Raw genomic sequence first — 20,375 nt, 5'->3', positions numbered from 1 at the left:
TCAGTGCCTCCGGAACCGGTGACACCACCCCCCAGGCCATGCACTCGACAGGGGGACTCAGTCATGCCAGCTCCAGAGACCGGGAGCCCCGTTGCAGGGCCACGAAAAAGGTAATGGGGGCTGCCGCCCCGCGAAGTGCGGTTACCGGCGGGCCGGTTGCGGGGCGGCCACCGGTGACGGTGCGCGGGGCGGGGCCCGCGTCTGCGCGGACGCACGGACTCCGCCGCGCGTGCGCGGTCAGGTCTCCCAGACCGCCGAAACCCGGTTCCCGGAGGGCCAGTTGCGCAGCGGCCACCGGTGACGGTGCCCGGGGCGGGGTCCGCGTCCGCGCGGACCCACGGGCCTCAGCGGACTCGCGGGCTCCGCCCTGCGCGTGCGGTCAGGTCTCCCAGACCGCCCAAGCCCGGTTCCCGGAGGGCCAGTTGCGCAGCGGCCACCGGTGACGGTGCCCGGGGCGGGGTCCGCGTCTGCGGACTCGCGGGCTCCGCCGCGCGCGTGTGCCGTCAGGTCTCCCAGACCACCGAAACCCGGTTACCGGAGGGCCAGTTGCGCAGCGGCCACCGGTGACGGTGCGCGGGGCGGGGCCCGCGTCTGCGCAGGCTCCGGGCCTCAGCGGACTCGCGGGCTCCACCGCGCGTGCGCGATCAGGTCTCCCAGACCACCGAAGCCCAGCTCCCCGAGGGCCAGTTGCGGACCAGCCACCCGGTGACGGTGACCGGGGCGCGGTCCGCGCCTGTGCGGACCCACTGGCCTCCGCGGACCCGCGGGCTCCACCGCGCGTGCGCGGTCAGGTCTCCCAGACCGCCCAAGCCCGGTTTCCGGAGGGCCAGTTGGGGAGCGGCCACCGGTGACGGTGCCCGGGGCGCGGTCCGCGTCCGCGCGGGCTCGCGAGCTCCGCCGTGCGCGTGCGGTCAGGTCTCCCAGACCGCGACGGCCGTACGGTCGTCCGCGTAGCCGCGTACCCGGAGCTGGACGTCTGCCAGGAAGGCGGCGAGGCCCGGTGGTTCGGGACGCTCCGGGGACCAGGACCAGGACTCTGCCAGCCGGCGCGCGAACGCGGGCTCGGCACGCAGCGGTCCGGCGAGGCCGGGGCTGCACAGCAGCAGCGTGTCGCCGCGCTGGGCGACGGCCGCGCAGAAGCGGAACCGGTCGGGCTCCGGTCGTACGGGCGACGGCACGGGCGGAAGCGGCTGCCCGCCCCCGGCGGACGGGTCGGACGGGGCCGACGACGCGGCGGCGGCCTGCCCGGTGCGCCCGGGCGCGCCCGGGCGACCGGACTGCCCGAACTCGCCGAACGGGCCCGGCTCACCCGACTGAGACGGCTGGCCCGTCCGGCCCGGCTCACCTGACCGGCCCAACTGCACCGTACGGTCGGCCTGTTGAGGCCGAGGGTCCTGCTGCTGCCGCTCCGTGCGCCGGGCCCCTTGCCCCTTCGGCACTGCCGGCCCCACCGGGACGCTGAGCGCTGCCGGGTCGCCGAGCTCCGAGGGATCGAGGGCGTTCACCGCGGAGTCCGTACCCGATGCGCCGGTGTCCGGTCCCGTAAGTCCGTTGTCTCGCAGGCCGGTTGGGAGCCGTGCGCCCTGTGGGTCCCATGGACCTGGGTCGAGTTCGACGTCCTGCCACTCGCCCGACCGGAGCCTGAACAGTCCGCCGGCGCCCGCGCCGAAGAAGACTCGCGTACGGCACCGGGGATCGGCCGACAGCAGCAGGCAGCGCAGGTCCGCCGTGTACTCCTCGGGCCGCATCTCCAACGCCGCGGCCTGCGCCCGGAGTTTGCCGTAGCAGCGCTCGGTCAGCCGCTGGAGACCGGACTTGAGCGCGCCGCGCCGCCCGGCGCGTATGTCCTCGGCGAGACGGACGTGGCTCCGCCCGACGACGCCGCCTATGGACTGGCAGATCTCGCGTGCCGCCCGGTGACCGCCCGCGGCCGCCCGTCCACCGGCGGCGACGGCGACCAGCAGCAGTGCGGACTCCCCCGATCCGAAGCGGGCGGTGAGCAGCGCGTCGCGGCGCAGGGCCCCGCGGTGGCGTGCGGAGTCGCCGCGCAACGAGGCGGCGCGCAGGGTGAGTCCGCCGTAGTGGGCGCCGTCCAGGACGGTGTCGGGTACGAGTTCGGAGAGGGACGAGGCGTCGGCCGCCGGGAACGTGCCGGGTTCGGCCTCGTATGTCGGGGGGCGGTCGCCGACATGGTCCGGACGGAGCGGTACGCCGCTGGAGTCCGTAGAGACCCCGGACTCTGCGGAGAGCCCGGCGTCCGCGGAGGCGCCCGATGCCACCGGTGTACCCGCGTCCGGGGCAGCATCGCGGCCCGCGTCGCTGCCCGCGTCGGTCAAGTCCGTTGCGGGGGCGGCCGGTTCGGGGTCCGGCAGGGGGCTGGCCACCGGTTCCGGAGGAGGCTGCGGTGTGGACACGGGCTGCCGCCGGAAGGTGCCGCCGGTACGCGGATCGGCCGGCGGCTCCTCGGAGCGCGGCACCCCGGGGGCCGCCCCCCGGCCGGGACCCTGGCCCGCTTCCCGGCCGGGCCCCGGATCCGCTTCCCGGCCGGATCCGGCGTCACGCCCGGGTTCCGGGTCCTGACCGCCATCACGCCCGGCCTGCGAGTCACGTCCGGGTCCCGTGCCGTCCCGCCCAGGGTTCCCGGGAGCCCTGCCGCCGGTCTCCGGCTCCCGTCTCGCGGGCCCCCTCCCCGGAGCCTCCGGTGCTTCCGGGGCTTCCGGGGCTTCCGTCTCCGCCCAAGCCTCCGGTGCCCTCCCGGGCGCCGTCCCCGATCCCATGGTCCGCCGCACGGACGCGTACCGGTCGTCCAGCGTGTCGCCCGAGCGGCTGCTGCCCGTGTCCGGTGACCCGGGGTCGTACAACTGGCTCCACCAGTCGTCCTGTTGACCGGAGCGCGGGTTCCGAGGCCACCCCTGCTGACTCATGACCACATTCCTGCCCCGCGCGCGGCCCGTACATGACCGCTTCGGCGCCTCACCCTTCCCGGTCCGTACGGGCGGCGCGCGGTCCGTGCGGACCGGGCCCCGGCCATACCGGACGGGGCCCGGGCTGTACGGCCGAGGTCTCAGGACGCAGGCCCTGTTCGGACCGGCGTCCGATGCGGGGACGCCCGCCGCATGTGAGCCTTCCCGCATGAGCACTACGCGCCGCAGACGCGGCCTCGACGCAGCCGAACGTGCCTATCTCGCCTCACAGCGCCTGTGCCGCATGGCCACCGTCGACCCGTCCGGGCAGCCGCAGGTCAACCCCGTCGGCTACTTCCTACAGGAGGACGGGACGGTCCTCTCCGGAGGCCTCGACCTCGCCGGGACCAAGCGGTGGCGCAATCTCCAGGCCAATCCGCGGCTGGCGCTCGTCGTGGACGATCTGGTGAGCACGGACCCGTGGACCGTACGGGGCGTGGAGATCCGCGGCGAGGCGGAGCTGCTGACCGGACCGCACGACCTCGCCCCGGGCATGAGCGACGAGTTGATCCGCGTGCACCCGCACTGGGTGCACAGCTGGGGGCTCGACGCGGCCTGAGGAGCGGGCGGCCCCAACTGCCCGGCAGGCGCCGGTAGTTCAGGACGCCGCGAGGTGCCACAGGTGGTGCAGCGCGTACGACCGCCACGGCCGCCAGCGCGCGCCGGCACCCGCGCTCGCAGCGGCACCGGCATCGACACCCACACCGGCACCGGCACCGGCACCACCCGTACCGGCCCCACCGCCGGTGCTCCCGCCCGCTCCCGCCCCGGCTCCGCTGCGCGCAAGCCCGTGCCGTACACCCACGTCACCGTCGAGGAAGACGTCCGGGTCGCCGAGGGCCCGCATCCGCACATAGCCCGCCGTCCATGGCCCGATGCCGCGCAGCGCCAGCAGGGATCGCTCCGCCTCGTCGCGGTCCGCTCCCGGGTCCAGCGTGACGGTGCCGTCCGCGACCGCCTCCGCGACGGTGCGCAGGGTGGCACGCCGCCGTTCCGGCATGCCGAGTTCGGCGAGCGGGGCGGAGGCGAGCGTGCCCGCGTCGGGGAAGTGGTGGGTGAGGCCGCCGTCGGGCGAGGCGAGGGGCTTTCCGTACGCGGCGACGAGCCGCCCCGCGAGGGTGCGGGCGGCGGCGACGGTGATCTGCTGCCCGAGCACCGCGCGCACGGCGAGTTCGTACGGATCGGTGGCGCCCGGCGAACGCAGTCCCGGGGTGGCCTCGACGAGCGGGCGCAGCGACTCGTCGTCGCCGAGCCGTTCCGCGACGGCCTGCGGATCGGCGTCGAGGTCGAACAGCTGCCGGACGCGCTGCACCGCGGTCGTCAGATCGCGCAGGTCCGTGAGGTGCAGGCGGCAGTCGAGCCAGTCGCCGGCGGCCTCCTCGTCCACCTCGGCGATTCCGGTTCCGTACGGCAGCCGCAGGGTGCGCCGGTACGTACGGGAGCCGGGCCCGCCCGTCACCTCCTCGACCCCCGGCACCGCGCGCCGCTCCAGGAAGCCGAAGATCTGCCGGTGCACGTAGGGGCCGCGGTGGGCGAGGCGCAGCGCCAGGCCGGTGGGCCCGGGACCGTGCGGCGGTCCGGTGCGTGCCCGTGCCGCTGCCCGCCGGCCGTGGCCGCCGCGCGACGCCGCTTCGCGCAGCGCGCTGGGCGTACGGGCGTAGATCTCGCGGACCGTGTCGTTGAACTGCCGTACGCTCGCGAATCCCGCGGCGAAGGCGATCTCCGTGACGGGCAGCGGCGTCGTCTGGAGCAGCACCCGCGCCGTGTGCGCGCGCTGCGCGCGGGCGAGGGCGACCGGGCCGGCGCCGAGTTCGGCCGTGAGCTGCCGCTGCACTTGCCGTGCGCTGTAGCCGAGGCGGGCCGCCAGGCCCGCGACGCCCTCCCGGTCGACGACACCGTCCCCGATCATGCGCATCGCACGTCCGACGAGATCCGCCCGCACGTTCCACTCCGCCGAGCCCGGCACCGCGTCCGGGCGGCAGCGGCGGCAGGCGCGGAAGCCCGCGCGCTGCGCGGACGCGGCCGTGGGGTGGAAGCGCACGTTCTCGCGCTTCGGCGTGACCGCGGGGCAGCTGGGTCGGCAGTAGATGCCGGTGGTACGCACGCCGAGGAAGAACACGCCGTCGAAGCGCGCGTCCCGGCTGCGTACCGCCTCGTACCTGCTCTCATCCGTCATCACGCCCCCAAGTGTGCGCCCGCGCCGGGGCACGCACTCGCGGGAATCGGACATGATGCCGTGCCCGTGCCCGTGCCCTCCCTCCCCCGGCGTCGGGCGTCCCCGGTCAGCGCCGGCGGCGGGGTGCGCGAGGGTGCCACTGGAGCACGAGCGCGATCAGCAGATACGGCACGGCGGCCAGCACGAAGAGGGTGCTGTGCGCCCACAGCTGAGAGCCCAGTCCGTACGCAACGCACACCAGCACGGAGATCACCTCCGCCCCGAACCCCGCGACGGACGAGACCGTCGCGCGGGCCCGGTCGGTGACCCGTTCCTGGAGCAGCGCGTCACAAGTCACCATCGCCCACTGGAAGATGCCGAAGGCGAGCGCTAGCAGCACCGTGCCCGCGGGACCGCTCACCGCGCCCGCCGCCAGGGCGAGCGCCGCGACGCCGAGCGCCGGGCCGAGCCGTCCGGCGCCCCGTCCCGCGCACCAGCCGCCGGCGGTGACGCCGACCGTGACGAGCAGCATCAGCAACGGCACCGACGAGGCGCCGACGTCCATGGAGCGGATCAGCAGCGGCACGTACTCGTCGATCATCAGCGCGCCGGTCACCGCGGAGGTCAGCAGCACGGCGTCGCGTGCGCGCCGCGAGGCCCGCAGCTCGCCGAGCCCCGAGCGCAGCACGGTGACGAAGCCGGGCTCTGGCTCGGGCCCGGGGCCGCCGCCGAACTCGGGCCCGGGGCCCGGCTCATGGCCACCGCCGGGCTCGGGCTCCGGCCCCCGTTCACTGCCGGGCTCGGGCTCCGGCCCCCGGTCACTGCCGGGCTCGGGCTCCGGCCCCCGGTCACTGCCGGACGCGCGCCCGGAGGCCCGCGACTCGGGGAAGCCGAGCCCCGTGAGCGCGCCGAGCAGGCAGACCGCGACGCTCGCCGCCCCCACCGCGGCGTACCCCCCGATGTGCATCACCGGCCCGGCGAGCCCCGTCGCCGCAGCCGTCGCCGTCGTGCCCATCGCCTGCGAGCGGCCCAGGAGCCGGGCGTACGAATCCGTCGCCGCCCGGCGCCCCAACTCCTCGTACACGAGCGCCTGAAGCGTCCCCGAGCGCAGTGAACTGCCCACGCCCCACAGCACGAAGCCCGCCGCGAACGCCGGATACGACGGCAGCCACGTCCACAGCGCATATCCGGCGCCCGTCACGAGCGGCGCGAGAGCCAGCAGGCGGCGCCGGGAGAACAGGTCCGCCCACAGCCCGGACGGGATCTCCACGACGAACGTGACGCACGACCAGATGACGAACAGCGAGGAGATCTCGGCGGCGGACAGGCCGTGTTCGGCGAAGAGGAGCGCATAGACCGGGTAGAGCAGGATGAGGTCTTCGAGAAACGCGTATGCGTAGAGCCGACGGGCAAGCCGGGACACCGCGGCGGGCACTCCCTCGGCCGCGGCGAACGCGGTGACTACCGGTGGAACTCAATGTCGCCAGTTCATGCGGCCGAGCGTACGGGAGCGCGCTCACGCACGGCACCTGGTTATTGCGGGGTCCCCGTCAGCCTCGTCCGGCCACCTGCCGAACAGGACACGCAAAGTCCACGACCTCGCTGCCGTCTCGCTGTGATGCACTACCGGCCGCTGATCGGAGTGCCCGGCATTGAGCTGCGGACGCACGGGACCACGCTTTACAACAGCATCTATCGCATTGACGATCAGATGTTGGTCAACGCGCATGTGTGGGGTGTGAACGCGTACGGCGCGCCCGTATGGCACCTCCGGCAGAACGAAGGAAGCCGCATGTTCGGCACCTACGCGGAGAGCTTCGACGCCGTCTGGGAGACGGCTCAGCCGGTACGGGAAGGCAGCGAATGACCCGCACGGAGTTCTACGACGACGCCAACGCCCCGGAGCCCAGCAGCCTGGTCGTTGCGGCCTCTGCCGTCGTCACGGACGAAGCGGGTCGCATTCTCTTGCAGCGCAGGGCTGACAACGACCTGTGGGCCCTGCCCGGTGGAGGCATGGAGATGACCGACTCGCTGCCCGGAACGGCGGTACGCGAAGTAAAGGAAGAGACGGGCCTTGATGTGGAGATCACGGGCCTTGTCGGCACGTACACCGATCCCCGACACGTCATCGCCTACAGCGATGGGGAAGTGCGCCGGCAGTTCAACGTCTGCTTTACGGCGCGGGTCATCGGCGGCAAGCTGGCGCTCTCGGACGAGTCCAAAGAGCTGCGGTTCGTCGCTCCGGATGACATCGGTTCGCTGCGCATGCACCACACACAGCGGCTCCGGTTGCAGCATGCGACCGAGCCCGGTTCGGCCCCATACCTGGGCTAGGGCATGGAATCGGCCCCGCCGTCCGCTCAGACGGGAAGGGCGCCCCCGGGCCACGTTGGGGTCATAGGGGCATGCTTGGGCCGAACTGCCGCCCGTACAAGCGTCGCTGGTACGCAGGTCACTCCCGGAGCCAGAAGCCGGAGCGGTCCAGCCAGAGGTCGAGCAGGTCCGCGTCGCCGCGTACTTCTACGGCCTCGGCGGCGGCGGTCCGGCGCCGGTACAGCAGCAGGACGAGATCGGTCAGCGGGGCGCGCACGGCGACCGCGGCCTGTTCGGACGTGCGGCGGCAGACGGCCGCGTCGCCGGTGAGGTCGACCAGCCAGTCCGCCGTCGCCTCGGTCGCGGTGCCGGTCGCGTGGAAGTGCAGCGTACGGCCGGGTCCGAGCAGCGCCGGCGCCCCGGCCCGTGGCTCGACGACCTCCGGCACGGAACCGAAGCCCATCCACTCCTCGACGGCGTCGAGGGCGACATCGTCCCCGAGGGCGTACTCGGCGCCGACGGCCCAGGCCGCGTCCGCCCGGTGCACCACGGACTCGTGCAGCATGCGGCGGGCCCAGAACTCCGTGGTCCCTCCCGGGCCGGGTGTCCACACCCGCGTCCCGGGCCCGGCGGCGCGCAGCGTCTCCGAGAGGCGCGCGGCGCCCTCGGCGAGCCAGGCGTCCAGCGCGTCGGCCTTCTCGTCGGCGTAGGCGTCGACGTCGTCGACGAGGTCGTGCGGCACGGGGTCCGCGGCCCGGGTGCGTACGGCCGTCTCCGCCCAGCGGAAGGCGCCGCCGAGGTGCCGCAGCAACTGGCTGAGGTTCCAGCCGGGGCAGGTGCGCACCGGGGCCCTCATGTCGGCGCCTTCGACGCACGACCTCAACAGGTCGGTCTGCGCGACGAGTTCGGCGCGGTATCGGTCGTAGCCGAGGAGGGTCATGGCGGCACGGTATGCCGCCGGTGACGGTGACGGCCTCCGGTTTACGGCGGGGCCGGCCGGGCGGGTCGGGCGCCGGCCGGTGAGATCCCCGCCAACTGCCCCGCCGCTCCGGCAAGTTCACTCACTCCAGGCTCGCCCGGCACTACTTCCCGGCTCGCCGGCGCTACCCCCGGGTCGCCCGGTGCTACTCCCGGCTCTCCCGGCGCTCCAGCCGGGGCAACCGCTGGAGCAGCCCCCACGAGAACTCCGCGATCACGTCGTACCGTTCCCCTGCCGCGTCCGCCGCGTCGAAGCCCAGCCCCCACCGCGTCGGCGCCGAGCCCTCCAGCGGCCGTGCGGGCGCGAACGCGCGCGCCACCTCGTCGACCGTGCAGGACCAGGGGCGCAGATCCTCGACGGTGCGGAGCTCGGGCCCGTGGGCTCCCGGCGCGCGCACCAGCCACTCCGTGACGACGCCCCCGCCCGGCACGTTCAGCACCTCGAACCGCAGGTCGGGCCAGAGCGGCACCGGCCACGCCAGGACCTCGCAGTCGAGATCGCCGATGGGGCGGCGAGCCGTGTACTCGGGCGGGCCCAGCACGGACCGGTAGCGCCCGACGGCGCTGCGCCGCCCGCGCTGGGCGTGCAGCATGGCCTGCCACCGCCGGTTGGCCTCCCGCATCTCCGCGCGCCCGGAGCCCAGTTCGGCGAGTGCTTCGAGGACGCGGTCCTGCTGGAAGTCGGCCATCCTGCGCAGCAGTACGAGCTGGAACTCGCGGGGTCCGAACGGGGTCAACGGGTCGGCCTTCCGGTATGTGTGCGGCGGCGGTCCGTGGTGTGTGTCCGTCGGGTGTGCCGCCGCGGTGAACCCGCCCGGAGGACGGAGCGCGGGAGCGGGAGCGCGCGGGAGGGACGGTAGCAACCGCGGGGCCGCCCCTCCCGTGACCCGTCCGGCCCCGCGCAAGTCGGGCCTCGTGCCCGGGGATCGGGGCTCTCCGATCGCGCCCCGGTCCCGCCCACGGCCACCGCTCGTACCCGTCCCACCCGGACCCCGGGCCCCTGGACCGCCGGGCTCCCGGCTCGCCCGGACCCCGGCCCCGAGGCTCACCGATCGCGCCCCACCCCCCGCTTCCGTTCCGCGTTGTGCCGTCCGACGGCCGACATCTCCTTGAACCGCCGCTTCTGTTCGGCCCGCAGCCGTGCGTCCGTACGGGCCGCGATACGCGCGTTCTCGCGCAGCAGCTTGCGGTAGCTCTCCAGCCGCCGCGCGGCGAGCGTGCCGTCGTCGACGGCGGCGAGAACGGCGCAGTCCGGTTCGCTCTCGTGCCGGCAGTCGTGGAACCGGCACTCCTCGGCCAGCTCCTCGATCTCGGAGAACGTGCTGCCGACCCCGCCCTCCGCGTCCCACAGGGCGACGCCCCGCAGGCCCGGGGTGTCGATGAGCACGCCGCCGCCCGCGGCCTCGGGCAGCGGCAGCAGGTCGCGGGTGGTCGTGGTGTGACGGCCCTTGCCGTCTCTGTCGCGCACGGTCCGTACGTCCTGGACGTCCTCGCCCAGCAGGGCGTTCGCCAGCGTGGACTTGCCCGCACCGGACCGGCCGAGCAGCACGCAGGTGCCGCCCGCGACGACGGCTGCCAGCACGTCCAGGCCGTCGCCCTCGGCTGCGCTGACGGTCAGCACGTCGACGCCGGGCGCCGACTCGCCCACGTCGGCGGCGAGTTGGCCGAGCGTGGCGGGGTCCTTCACCAGGTCGGCCTTGGTGAGGACGATCAGCGGCCGGGCGCCGCTCGTCCAGGCCAGCGCCACGAACCGTTCGACGCGCGGGAGTTCGAGCTCCGCGGCGAGGGAGACGGCGATGAGGGCGATGTCGACGTTGGCAGCGAGCACCTGTCCCTCGGAGCGGTTGGAGGAGGCCGAGCGCACGAAGGCCGTACGGCGCGGCAGCAGCGCCACGACCTCCGGCATCGGCCCGTCACCGCCGCTGTGCGCGCCGCCCTCCGCGCTGCTCTCCGCACCGTGGCCGAGCGCGGCCCAGTCGCCCGTGCATACGGCGCGGAGCGGATCGGCGGTGGCGACGGGCGCGGTGCTCGCTCGCACGATTCCGTCCGCGGTTACGGCGTCGCACCGGCCGCGGTCGACCCGTACGACGCGGGCCGGTGTCAGGCCTTCGTCGTCGTACGGGGCGAAGGCGTCGGCGACGCGGGTGTCCCAGCCGTAGCGGGAGAGCGGATGCGACGAGGCCGGAAAGGAAGCCGGAGAAGAGGTGAGATCCATTGGAAGCCCTTCACAAGTGCGGGCCCCGGGCGGCGAGTTCGGCGGCGTGACGCGGAAGTGCGCGACGCGGGAGGAACAGCCGGAGATTGAAGAAGAGGTCAGCCGGGGTCCGCGGAGGTGGAGTGGACGATCTTCGGTACGCGGGCAGCGCCCGTCACTGAGACAGCCATCGGTCACACCTCCCGTCCTCGTCGGCCGGCCGCGGCGGCCGGCGGCCACCGCGTGAGCGCACTCACGATAGAGGCGCCGGAGACCGCCGCACCACTGAATTTCCCGCTGCCCGCGCCCACTTGGCGCTGCCCTCCTCCGGCGACCGCTGGCGGTACCGTCCCCCAGCAGGTACCTTGTACCGCATGGTACTTGGTGGAATGCATTCCGGAGTGAGCCAACTCCGGCGTGGGATCCTTCAGTTCTGCGTTCTCGCGCTGCTTCGGGACGGCGAGAAGTACGCCTTCGAGCTGGTACGCGAACTGTGTGACGCCCATGGCCTCGCGACCAGCGAAGGCACCATCTACCCGCTGCTGTCCCGGCTTCGCAAGGAGGGCTGGGTCAGCACCGCATGGCAGGAGTCCGAAAGCGGGCCGCCGCGCCGCTACTACACGCTGACCGCCTCCGGGCGTAAGGCGCTGACGGGCTTCGCGGGGGAATGGGGGGCTTTCAAATCGACCGTCGACAGCCTTCTGGGCAGTGAGGGGAACAATCCGTGACATCCACGGGAGACCAGCTCGTCGAAGAGTATCTGCGTCGTTTCGACAACGCTTCCGTGTTCCTCACGGACGAGCGCCGCGCGGAGCTCAGGCAGGAGATCGTCGAGCACATAACCGCCGGCGTCGAGGAGGCGGAGGCCGCGCACGCCGATGCGGTCCGCGCCGTACTGGACCGGCTCGGCCCGCCCGCCGACATCGTGGCCTCGGAGACCGGTCCGGGATCCGCCGAGTCCGCCCACGCCCTCGGCCAGGAGCCGCCTGCCGCCCGGGAGTCCGCGTACGCACTCGACAAGGGCGGGCCCGCGGAGGACGCCTCGGCATCCGCACCGCCCGCACCGCCCGCACCGGCCCGCCGGTTCTCACCGCTGCTGATCGGCGCGGTGGTCACGGCGGTCGTGGCGGTGGTCGTCATCGGCACGCTCGCGTTCGGGATGACGTCGTCGGACACCGGGGTCCAGCCGAGCGAACAGCGCCCGCCCGCACCGTCGGAGAGCAGCACGCCCGGGAGCGAGACGCCCAGCAGCGAACCCACGGAGACTCCCACCGAGACTCCGACGGACACCCCCAGCGAGTCCCCCGGCGACAGCACGTCCCCGCCCTCCGAGGACGAGAGCAGCACCTCTCCCACGCCCTCGGAGACCTCCACCCCGTAACCCCGTAGCGGCCCGCGCCCTGCATGGGCGCCCGCACCCCGCGGCGCCGAAGGGGCGGCACCGCAGGCCGCGCGCGCGAAGTCGCCGCGTAGCCGCGTCGCCGCGTAGCCGCCCTCAGCGGTTGCGGCGCGAACGGAGCCGGGAGCGGATGTCGGCGTGCGGGAGGAACTTCGTCCAGCGCTCCGGGAACTCCGCCGGCGGGTCCGTCACGTCCTCGCCGCCCGTGCTCTCCGCGCTGCGCATCGCGCGCCTCGCGGCCGCGGCGGCGACGACCTCCGCGGCGGCCTCCTCTCGCATGCGCTCGTTCATCCGCCGGGCGGTCGCGGTCGCGAGGGACGGCCACACGTGGTCGATGGCGGCGTTGACGGCCGCGCCGACCAGGACGGCGAAGGCGGAGACGCCGATCCACAGCAGTACGGCGACGGGCGCGGCCAGCGAGCCGTAGATCGTGGGCCCTTCGACGGTGTTGGTGATGTACAGCCGCAGCAGCGCACTGCCCACCACCCACATCACGAGCGCCACGAGCGCCCCCGGGATGTCCTCGCGCCACGGCGACCGCACGGGCACCGACACGTGGTACAGCGTCGTGAGGAACGCGATCGACAGCAGCAGCACAGTCGGCCAGTAGAAGACGGCGACCAGCGACTGCGCCTGCGGCACCAGGCGGATCACGGCGTCCGGCCCCGCCACCATCAGCGGCAGCACGACGGCGCCGATGACGAGCGCCACCAGGTAGAGCAGGAAGGCCAGCAGCCGCGTCTTGACGATGCCGCGCTGCCCGTCCAGCCCGTACATCACGGTGATGGTGTCGATGAAGACGTTCACGGCACGCGACCCCGACCACAGCGCCAGCGCGAAGCCGAGCGAGATCACGTCCGGCCGGCCGCCCCGGATCACGTCGTCGATGAGGGGACGCGCCAGCTGCCGCACCCCGCGGTCGGAGAGCACGGCGGTCGCGGCGTTCAGGAAGTTCTGCCGGATCGAGGCGATCGTGTCGGTGCCGATCCAGGCGTCCAGATACCCCAGCAGCCCGATCAGGCCGAGGAGCAGCGGCGGGATGGAGATCAGCGTGAAGAACGCCGCCTCCGCCGCGAGCCCGAGCACCCGGTACTCCATGCAGGAGTTGACGGTGTCCTTCAGCAGCAGCCACGCCATCTTGCGCTTGGGTACGTTCCGGTAGATGACGCGCGCCCTGCGGAAGCGTCCGCCCTGGCGCGGTGGGGTTTCGTCGGCTGGCTGCACCTCCTTAACGTATCTGCCATGCCAGCCTCGACTCACACCGTGACCAATCAGCCGCCGCCCCTTGTCGACTACGACATCTTCGCGGCGGACCCCGCCCTCACCGAGGCGGTCGCCCGCCACGCCTCGCCCGAGCACGCCGAGGCCGTACGGGCCGAGCTGAGCGAACTCGGCCTGGGCGCCGGTTCCGCCGAGGCCCAGGAGTGGGGCAGGCAGGCCAACGAGGTGCCGCCCGTGCTGCGTACACACGACCGCTACGGCCACCGCATCGACGAGGTCGAGTTCCATCCCGCCTGGCACCGCCTGCTCGACCGGGCCGTCGGCGCGGGGCTGACCGACGCCTGGTCGCGGCCCGACGGGCAGCTGCGCCGCACCGCCGGCTTCTACGTCTGGTCGCAGGTCGAGGCGGGCCACGGCTGCCCGGTCTCCATGACGCACGCCGCGGTCCCCGCGCTGCGTCGGGAGCCCGAAGTGGCCGCCGAGTGGGAGCCGCTGCTCTCCTCGCACGCCTACGAGCCCGGTCTCGACCGCCCCGCCCGCTCCAAGGCCGGAGCCATCGCCGGTATGGGCATGACGGAGAAGCAGGGCGGCAGCGACGTACGGGCGAACACGACCGTCGCCGTGCCGCTCGCGGGCGCGGGCGGCGGCGAGTACGCGCTGACGGGCCACAAGTGGTTCTGCTCGGCGCCGATGTCGGACGTGTTCCTGGTGCTGGCGCAGGTCGCCGGCGAGGGTGCCGGGGACGCGGGCGAAGCCGGGGGCGGGGCCGGAGCCGCCGGGGGCGGGCCGGGCGAGCAGGGGCTGACGTGCTTCCTCGTACCGCGCGTCCTGCCCGACGGCACGCGCAACACCTTCCGCATCCAGCGCCTCAAGGACAAGCTCGGCAACCGCTCGAACGCCTCCAGCGAGGTCGAGTTCGACGGTACGACGTGGGCCCGGCGGGTGGGCGAGGTCGGCCGCGGCGTCGCCACGATCATCGAGATGGTCGCGGCGACCCGGCTGGACTGCGTGACGGGTTCGGCCGCGCTGATGCGGCAGGCCGTGGCGCAGGCCGCCCACCACACCACGCACCGCAGCGCGTTCGGCGGTCTACTCGCGGACAAGCCGCTGATGCAGAACGTACTGGCGGACCTGGCCCTGGAGTCAGAGGCGGCGACGGCCCTAACGATGCGGCTCGCCTCGGCGTTCGACGCGGCACAGGGCGACGGTGAGGGGGCGAAGCAGGAGCGCGCGCTGCTGCGGCTTGCCGTACCGGCGGCCAAGTACTGGGTGACCAAACGCTGTACGCCCGTCGTCGGCGAAGCGCTGGAATGCCTCGGCGGCAACGGCTACGTCGAGGAGTCCGGGATGCCGCGGCTGCTGCGCGAGTCGCCGCTCAACTCCATCTGGGAGGGCTCCGGCAACGTGCAGGCCCTCGACCTGCTGCGGGCGCTCCAGCGCTCGCCGGAGGCGCTCAACGCGTTCCTCGAAGAGATCGGCCGGGCCCGCGGAGCCGACCACCGGCTGGACGCCGCGGTGAAGGACCTGCTGAACGAACTGTCCGACCTGGACGGCATCGAGGCCCGCGCCCGCCGCCTCGTGGAACGCATGGCGCAGGTCCTCCAGGGCTCGCTGCTGGTGCGGTACGCGCCTTCGGCGGTGGCCGACGCGTACTGCGCCTCGCGGCTCGGCGGCGACTGGGGCACGGCCTTCGGCACCCTCCCCCACACGCTCGACCTCCGCTCCCTCGCGGACCGGGCCCGTCCCGAGGTTCCGTAGGACGCGCATGTCCCGGCCGGGCGCGCCGCGTTCACCCGGTGAGGCGTGAAGACGCGGCGCGCCGGGCCGCGGTCAGCGGGTGGCCGCGTACGACACGAAGCGGGCCCACGAGCGGGCCCCGAAGGCGAGGTTGGGCCCGGCCGGGTCCTTGGAGTCGCGCACGTGGGCGGTGCCGCGGGAGGCGGCGACTTCGACGCACGAGGGACCGTCGTCGGTGCTGTAGCTGCTCTTGAACCACTCCAGCGAGGAACCGCTGGTCCCGGCAGAGGGGTTGAGGGTCATGATTCATCCCGGATTTTCGCAATGAAGGCCATGGACTCACGCGGCGTGAGGGCCTGTGCGCGGATCATTCCATAACGCATGTCCAGGATCTGCGCCTCCCTGGGCTCGGAAATCAAGCGGCTGGTGAGTTGCACCTCGTTCAGGCCGACCATCGTGCCGTCAATGAGCTTGAGCACCCGCAAGGAGCCTCCGAGCCCCGAATGCTCTTCCACCGCCGTCGGCATCACCTGGATCTCGACGTGGCGCAACTCGCCCATCTCCAGGAGGTGTTCGAGTTGTCCGCGCAATACCTCCCGGCCTCCGATCGGCCGGCGCAGAGTCGCCTCCTCCTGGACGAAGGTCAGCAGCGGTGCGGGGCGTCTGCTGTAGATCTCCTGCCGGGCCATACGGGCGGCCACCTGACGGTCGATCTCGTCTTCGGAGTAGGTGGGCCGACGCAAGTCGAAAAGCGCCCGCGCATAGCTCTCCGTCTGCAACAGACCGTCGACGACCGTGCTGGCGAACGCACCGAGTTCAGAAGCTTCGGCCTCCAACTTCGCGACGTCGCGGACCTTCTTGGGATAACGGGCCTCCGCCACCTCCCCCTTCATCGCGGAGATCTTGCCGCCTGCGCCGAGCAACCGGTCCGCGTTGTCGAGGAATTCGGGCTTCGGGACGCGCCTGCCGCGTTCGACCGAGGAGACCATCTCCTCGCCGTAACCGATCCCCGCCCCGAACTCCGCCTGCTTCAGGCCCGCCGCCTCACGCCAGACCTTGATCATGCGGCCGACCGCCCGCATCACAGCACCCGAGTCGTCTTCGAGCGCAGGGTCCCAACCGGCCCCGTCGGCACCGTCCGTCGTGTAGTCCGCCGTGCCCTCCGCCATGCGTACCCCGCCCAACTACCGTGCGTACTCCCGCAGTCAGCACAGCGTATGCACAACTCCGCACTCCGAGTGACCGGAATACAGGGGTCCGGACAAGCCGTACTGGGCGGACGTACCGCCGTACAGCGGCGCCCCGTGCGCCCGCGGACTCTGGTCGCGTTGCGTCATCGGCGCGACTCTCGGTGATCGTGAATGACATCACCCGCACTCCGGGCCGCGCCCCGCGCCTCCGGACTCCCACCGCCGCACGGCAGTTCACCGTCCTGCTCTCCCCCACCCGCAGGGGCGCCCGCCTGGCACGGCTGCTGACCGTCGCCCAACTCGCCTCCTGGGAGCTGCCGTCGGAGACCGCGGCACAGCTCGTCTCCGAACTCGCCTCCAACGCGGTCCTGCACGGCCACGTGAAGGGACGCAGCTTCCGCCTCACGGTCCGCGTCACCGAGGGCCCGTCCGGGCGGTCCGCCCGTACGGCGTTACGCATCGAGGTCACCGACGCCCGCCCCGAACGTCTCCCAAGCACCCGCCCGGCCCCCTCACCACCGGAGGCGGAATCGGGCCGCGGCCTGCTCCTCGTCGAGGCCCTGGCGGACCGTTGGGGCGTCACGCCGGGCCCGGCCCCCTGCAAAACGGTCTGGGCGGAGACGAACCTCACCGTCCGCACCTCTGCCGACCTGCGATGATCACCCCCTGCGCAGGGGGCCGTCCGCGCGTTCGCCTTCGATGAGCCCGGCGTGAGTTCGCACGGAGTCGCGACCGCGCACGGAGCCGAGAGCCGAGGCCCCTCCGGTCGGCCCGGGCCGCGGCATCGGTCTACAACTCCCCCGCCCACGGCGGGTTCGCCCCCCGGACCGCGCACACCGCCGCGGCCACCCGGGCTCCGAACTCCAGGGCGGCGGCGACCTGTTCGGCGCGGAGGGCGTCGAGGCGGCCGCCGAGGGCGTGCGCCCCGTGCAGGGAGTGGAGGAAGCCCGCCATGAAGGAGTCGCCCGCGCCGACCGAGTCGACGACCGTGACGGGCGGGGCGGGCGTGTGGAGGCGTTCGCCGTCGAGGGAGGCGAAGACGCCGTCCGCGCCGAGGGTGACGACGACGAGGCGGGCGCCGTCCGCGTGGAAGGTGTCGGCGGCCTCCTCCGGGGTGGTGCCCTCGGGTGCGAGGTGGGCGAGGTCGTCGTCGGAGAGGCGGAGGATGTCGGCGGCGGCGCACCAGCGCGGCAGGGCGCGGCGGTAGACGCCCGGATCGACCAGCAGCGGACGGACGTTGGGGTCGATGGAGACGGTGGCCCGGTTCCGTACGTCCGCGAGCAGCGACTCGATCGCCTCGCCGCCGGGCGGCCGTACGAGGGCAAGCGAGCCGGTGTGCAGGCAGGACAGCGGGCCGTCGGCCGCGGCGGAGAGTTCCTGCGCCGTCCACTGGAAGTCGGCGGTGTTCTCGGCGTGGAAGGAGTAGTCGGCGCGGCCGTCGTCGTCGAGGTCGGCGACGGCGAGGGTGCTCGGCTCGGACGCGGTGACCGTACGGCTCAAGTCCACGCCGGAGGTGGCCAGATGGTCCCGGAAGAGACGTCCGAAGACGTCCTCGGAGACGCGTCCCAGGAAGCGAGTGGGGGTCGCGAGGCGGGCGAGGGCGACGGCAGTGTTGGCGGGGCCGCCGCCGGGCAGCACGTCCAGGCCGATCGCCGGGGTGCCCGGGTCCGTCGCCGGCGGCCGTACGAAGGCGTCGGCGACGCATTCGCCGAGCACGGCGACGGGAGCGTGGTCGGCGCCGCCGGCGTCGGCGGCGGGGGCTGGCGCGGGCATGCGGGACCTCACGGATTCGGGCTCAGGGGCGGGGCGGCGGCTTGCGGGGCTCGGTCGGTGCGCGGATGCGGGCGGTCGGGAAGCGGGCACGCGGACGGGCGCGGCGCACGGCTCGCGCTGGAGTCCAGCAGCCGCCCGTGCCCCTGTCAACGAGGGGTCTTCGCATACGGGCCCGTTACGGGCGGCCCAGGAAAGGCACCGGGCACGGCCGCGGACGAGCGCGCGGCGACGTGAGTACGGCGGCCCCCGCGCGGCGGGCCGCCCACATGCCCCACCACCCGCGCCGGAGCCGTCCGGTATGTATCGTCCCGACGCAGACCACCCCCGGCGGAAAGGGACAGCGCAGTGCCACGGGAGCATGGCCGCGACGGCGGCGGACACCGGGCGCACCGCGGACCTCGCGGAAGCCGCGGTGGAGCGCGCGAGAACCGCGGAGGGCCGCGCGGATTCCACAGGGACGGCGGCTCCCGCGGGGACCGCGGACCCCACAGGGACGGAGCGGACGGAGCGCCGCGGGAGGACCGCCCGCGAGAGGAGCGCGGCCCGGACGACGGCGCGGCCCCGCGCGACGGTCTGGAGCAGCAGCTCGCCCGTCTCGAAGGCGCCTCGTACGGCCGTTACAAGAGCCTCGTCGGCACGTGGCGGCTGCCCGGCGCCGAGGGGACCGGCGAGACCCTGCGGCTGGTGCGCGGGCAGGCCGACCCCTTCGCGCCGCCCGCGCGCGTGGCGGTGCGGGTGCCCGCCGCGCGGGCCGGGTTCCCGGCGGAGCTGTGGGGCACGGCGGTGCGCCGCCGCGCCCTCGGGAGCTTCCTCGCCCGCCGGGCCGCCGAAGTCGCGGGCGCAGAGCGGGCGTTGAGGATCGACGCGGGCGGCCAGGAGGTGCTGGAGCGCGGCTCGTGCCAGGTCTCGGCGGACGACGGAAGCGTCACGCTGCGGTTCGGTCTGGCCCTGCCCGGCAAGGGCCGCCGCATCGACGCCCGTGCCGCTCAGCGCCTGATGTGCCGGCTGGTACCGGAGATCGCCGGGCGTGCGCTGCGGTACGAGGCGCTGGACGCCGCGGCGGTCGACGAGTTCGTGGAGACCGTGGAGGACTCCGACGCCCTGCGCGCGGCGCTGCCCGGCCGGGGCCTGGTCGCGTTCGTCGCGGACGGCGCGGTGCTGCCGCGGGGCAGCGGCGTCGACGACCGTCCCGCGAGCGGCGAGGGTGTCGTGCAGTTCTCCTCCCCCGAGGGCCTGCGGGTGACGGTCGAACTGCCCAACGCCGGCGCCGTGTCGGGCATGGGCCTGCGCGAGGGCGTGAGCCTGATCGTCGGCGGCGGCTTCCACGGCAAGTCGACGCTGCTGCGCGCCCTGGAGACGGGCATCTGGGATCACGTGCCGGGCGACGGACGTGAACTCGTCGTCTCACTCCCCGAGACGGTGAAGCTGCGGGCCGAGGACGGACGGCGCGTGGAGCGCGTCGACGTGCACGCCTTCGTCGGCCATCTCCCCGACGGCTCCGACACCACGGACTTCTCCACGGACAACGCCTCCGGCTCCACCTCCCAGGCGGCGTCCCTGTGCGAGGCCGTGGAGGCCGGGGCGCGGGTCCTGCTCATCGACGAGGACACCGCCGCGACGAACCTGATGATCCGCGACGCCCGGATGCAGACCCTCGTGGCCAAGGAGCGCGAGCCGCTGACGCCGCTCGTGGACTCCGTACGTTCGCTCCACCGGGACCACGGCGTCTCGACGGTGCTGGTGATGGGCGGTTCCGGGGACTATCTGGAGGTCGCCGACCGGGTGTTGATGATGGACGCCTACCGGACCTCGGACGTCACCGAACGGGCCCGCGAGGTGGCGTCCGTGCCGACGGGGCGGCAGGCGGAGGCCGAGACCTTCCCCGCCGTGGTGCACCGCAGGCCGGACCCGGCGTCGCTGGCACCGGAGTCGGGCGGGCGCAGGAAGGTGCGCTCGCGCGGCGAGGACGCGCTGACGTTCGGGGAGCACGAGGTCGACCTGCGCTCCGTGGAGCAGATCGCGGACTCGCGTCAGGTGACGGGGATCGGTCTTGCGCTGGATCTGATGGTGCGCCGCGGATACGTGGACGGCACGCGTACCCTCTCCGAGGCCCTGGACCTGCTCGACGGGGAGCTGGCGGAGCGGGGCGCCGGGGCGCTGCTGGCCGTACGGGACGAGGACTTCGCGGTTCCGCGCCGCTTCGAGACGGCGGCGGCGCTCAACCGCGTACGGGGTCTGCGCGTCAGCAGGGCCGTAGGCAGGACGAGTTCGAGAGCGAGCACGGGTTGAGCGACCACGGGTCGGGGGAGCACGGGCCGGGCGGGCGACGAGCGGCCGGCGGCGCCGGAGCGACGGGGGTGCCTGGCGCTCCGGGCACTCCGGGCGCGGGCAGCGCGGACGGGCGCGGAGCGGACACCGGCAGCGCGGACGGGCGCGCGGACGGCAGCGCGGA

Annotated in this window: 17 protein-coding genes and 1 pseudogene; 8 read left to right on the top strand and 10 right to left on the bottom strand. The window is 73.9% G+C overall.

Translation table 11 applies throughout. The annotated features are described in order from the left end of the window. Positions 1-911: 911 nt before the first annotated feature. Complete coding sequence (locus tag HCC61_RS31095) at positions 912-2,384, bottom strand: protein phosphatase 2C domain-containing protein (RefSeq protein ID WP_346777443.1); 1,473 nt, start codon at positions 2,382-2,384, stop codon at positions 912-914. Positions 2,385-3,132: 748 nt separating this feature from the next. Here HCC61_RS31095 and HCC61_RS29775 point away from each other — a divergent pair. Beyond that, positions 3,133-3,522, top strand: coding sequence for a PPOX class F420-dependent oxidoreductase (locus HCC61_RS29775; RefSeq protein WP_169140929.1), 390 nt, complete (start codon positions 3,133-3,135; stop codon positions 3,520-3,522). 39 nt (positions 3,523-3,561) lie between these two features. Here HCC61_RS29775 and HCC61_RS29770 read toward each other — a convergent pair whose 3' ends face one another. Then, positions 3,562-5,139 (bottom strand): AlkA N-terminal domain-containing protein, encoded by a 1,578-nt coding sequence (locus tag HCC61_RS29770; RefSeq protein ID WP_169140941.1) that lies wholly within the window; start codon positions 5,137-5,139, stop codon positions 3,562-3,564. Positions 5,140-5,245: 106 nt separating this feature from the next. Continuing rightward, on the bottom strand, positions 5,246-6,541 hold the full coding sequence (locus HCC61_RS29765; protein WP_206323183.1) for an MFS transporter: 1,296 nt from the start codon (positions 6,539-6,541) through the stop codon (positions 5,246-5,248). Between the two features lie 177 nt (positions 6,542-6,718). On the opposite strand from HCC61_RS29765, the pseudogene HCC61_RS29760 reads away from it, so the two are divergent. Together HCC61_RS29760 and HCC61_RS29755 are read left to right on the top strand one after the other, a co-directional pair. After that, positions 6,719-6,985, top strand: a pseudogene (locus HCC61_RS29760) (XRE family transcriptional regulator); the annotation flags it as partial. Then, positions 6,982-7,452 (top strand): NUDIX domain-containing protein, encoded by a 471-nt coding sequence (locus tag HCC61_RS29755; RefSeq protein ID WP_169140925.1) that lies wholly within the window; start codon positions 6,982-6,984, stop codon positions 7,450-7,452. The pseudogene HCC61_RS29760 and the gene HCC61_RS29755, both read left to right, overlap by 4 nt. Before the next feature lie 118 nt (positions 7,453-7,570). Here the strand turns inward: HCC61_RS29755 and HCC61_RS29750 are convergent, their stop codons facing one another. From HCC61_RS29750 to rsgA, 3 genes are all read right to left on the bottom strand, one after another. Continuing rightward, positions 7,571-8,371: a maleylpyruvate isomerase N-terminal domain-containing protein gene (locus HCC61_RS29750; protein ID WP_169140923.1), complete on the bottom strand. Its 801-nt coding sequence runs from the start codon at positions 8,369-8,371 to the stop codon at positions 7,571-7,573. Positions 8,372-8,555: 184 nt separating this feature from the next. Next, on the bottom strand, positions 8,556-9,098 hold the full coding sequence (locus tag HCC61_RS29745; protein WP_240969416.1) for a hypothetical protein: 543 nt from the start codon (positions 9,096-9,098) through the stop codon (positions 8,556-8,558). A 356-nt stretch (positions 9,099-9,454) separates the two neighbouring features. Further along, the gene (gene rsgA, locus HCC61_RS29740) at positions 9,455-10,624 is read right to left on the bottom strand and encodes a ribosome small subunit-dependent GTPase A (RefSeq protein ID WP_169140919.1); all 1,170 of its coding nucleotides are present in this window, start codon (positions 10,622-10,624) and stop codon (positions 9,455-9,457) included. 353 nt (positions 10,625-10,977) lie between these two features. Between rsgA and HCC61_RS29735 the strand changes: the two genes are divergently transcribed. Further along, entirely contained in the window at positions 10,978-11,331 is a 354-nt protein-coding gene (locus tag HCC61_RS29735) for a PadR family transcriptional regulator (RefSeq protein WP_169140917.1), read from the top strand. After that, the gene (locus HCC61_RS29730) at positions 11,328-11,984 is read left to right on the top strand and encodes a hypothetical protein (RefSeq protein WP_169140915.1); all 657 of its coding nucleotides are present in this window, start codon (positions 11,328-11,330) and stop codon (positions 11,982-11,984) included. Before HCC61_RS29735 ends, HCC61_RS29730 begins: the two co-directional genes overlap by 4 nt. A gap of 114 nt (positions 11,985-12,098) precedes the next feature. Here HCC61_RS29730 and HCC61_RS29725 read toward each other — a convergent pair whose 3' ends face one another. Further along, entirely contained in the window at positions 12,099-13,226 is a 1,128-nt protein-coding gene (locus tag HCC61_RS29725; RefSeq protein ID WP_169140912.1) for a YihY/virulence factor BrkB family protein, read from the bottom strand. 18 nt (positions 13,227-13,244) lie between these two features. Between HCC61_RS29725 and HCC61_RS29720 the strand changes: the two genes are divergently transcribed. Beyond that, the gene (locus tag HCC61_RS29720; protein WP_169140910.1) at positions 13,245-14,981 is read left to right on the top strand and encodes an acyl-CoA dehydrogenase family protein; all 1,737 of its coding nucleotides are present in this window, start codon (positions 13,245-13,247) and stop codon (positions 14,979-14,981) included. Between the two features lie 72 nt (positions 14,982-15,053). On the opposite strand, the gene HCC61_RS29715 is transcribed toward HCC61_RS29720, so the two are convergent. Further along, complete coding sequence (locus tag HCC61_RS29715) at positions 15,054-15,263, bottom strand: DUF397 domain-containing protein (protein ID WP_169140908.1); 210 nt, start codon at positions 15,261-15,263, stop codon at positions 15,054-15,056. Continuing rightward, on the bottom strand, positions 15,260-16,129 hold the full coding sequence (locus HCC61_RS29710) for a helix-turn-helix transcriptional regulator (protein WP_169140906.1): 870 nt from the start codon (positions 16,127-16,129) through the stop codon (positions 15,260-15,262). Before HCC61_RS29710 ends, HCC61_RS29715 begins: the two co-directional genes overlap by 4 nt. 188 nt (positions 16,130-16,317) lie before the next feature. Between HCC61_RS29710 and HCC61_RS29705 the strand changes: the two genes are divergently transcribed. Continuing rightward, positions 16,318-16,809, top strand: a complete 492-nt coding sequence (locus HCC61_RS29705) for an ATP-binding protein (protein ID WP_346777442.1) — start codon at positions 16,318-16,320, stop codon at positions 16,807-16,809. A 130-nt stretch (positions 16,810-16,939) separates the two neighbouring features. Here HCC61_RS29705 and HCC61_RS29700 read toward each other — a convergent pair whose 3' ends face one another. After that, positions 16,940-17,923, bottom strand: coding sequence for a carbohydrate kinase (locus HCC61_RS29700; protein ID WP_169140904.1), 984 nt, complete (start codon positions 17,921-17,923; stop codon positions 16,940-16,942). Between the two features lie 345 nt (positions 17,924-18,268). Here HCC61_RS29700 and HCC61_RS29695 point away from each other — a divergent pair, with 345 nt between their 5' ends. Then, on the top strand, positions 18,269-20,212 hold the full coding sequence (locus tag HCC61_RS29695; RefSeq protein ID WP_169140902.1) for a P-loop domain-containing protein: 1,944 nt from the start codon (positions 18,269-18,271) through the stop codon (positions 20,210-20,212). Positions 20,213-20,375: the final 163 nt, after the last annotated feature.

The sequence above is a fragment of the Streptomyces sp. HNM0575 genome (assembly GCF_012726265.1).
GTDB lineage: Bacteria > Actinomycetota > Actinomycetes > Streptomycetales > Streptomycetaceae > Streptomyces.
Note: the sequence above shows the minus strand (reverse complement) of the source record. Positions and strands in the feature narration are given on the sequence as shown.